Here is a 762-nt window from a genome sequence, read left to right as displayed (position 1 = left end):
CCATTCCGCGCCCGCGACGGCCGCGTAGGCGTCGGCGCGACCCGAGGGCGCGGATCCCCGCGTCGCTCCGGGCGGTGAGCGCCGCGGCGTCGCGGGGCAGCCACAGCGGCAGCGAGCGCGGCCCCGCCCAGTGCCGGACATCCGCGTCGGCCAGCTGCGCGTCGGTCGCGACGACCCGTTCGCCCGTGGATCCTGCCGCCTCCGCCGCGAGTTCGAGCACGTCCGCGAGCGGCACGCTCTCCCCGACCGCGTCGACGACGCCGTCGATCCGCCGCGCGCTCACGTCGACCACCAGGTCGGCGAGGTCCCGGGCGTCGATGACCTGGGCGCGCCGTCCGGCGGCGTCGGGCAGGAGGAGGGGCCCCTCGCCCGCCAGCGCGGCGCGAGCGGGCCAGTAGCCGAACCGGTCGCTGTCGTCGCCCGGCCCGACGACGAGCCCGGGCCGCACGATCATCCGCCGTCCCGCGAGCGCCGCGGTGACGGCGCGCTCGGCCGCGGCCTTCGCCTGGCCGTAGTCCTCGAGGTCCACCGGCTCGACCACCGCCGCCGTCTCGTCGTCGCCGGGCCGGGCGGGCGCGGCGTAGACCGAGACGGTGCTGACCAGCGTCCAGTGGCGGGCCCGGTCGGCGAGCGCCGCGACGGCCGCGCGGGCGTGCTCCGCGGAGGAGGTGAGGTCGACGACCTCGTCCCATTCCGCGCCCGCGACGGCCGCGTAGGCGTCGGCGCGGTCGCGGTCGGCGCGCACGAGCCGCGTGCCGTCGG

General features: G+C 79.4%; 1 protein-coding gene. It reads right to left on the bottom strand.

The annotated features are described in order from the left end of the window. Positions 1-762 (bottom strand): NAD-dependent epimerase/dehydratase family protein (locus tag Q6969_RS16065; RefSeq protein WP_317231334.1); only part of this gene is annotated, 762 nt, incomplete at both ends.

The sequence above is a fragment of the Clavibacter sp. MX14-G9D genome (assembly GCF_032917815.1).
GTDB classification, from domain to species: domain Bacteria; phylum Actinomycetota; class Actinomycetes; order Actinomycetales; family Microbacteriaceae; genus Clavibacter; species Clavibacter michiganensis_K.
This window is presented reverse-complemented; position numbering and strand designations above follow the sequence as displayed.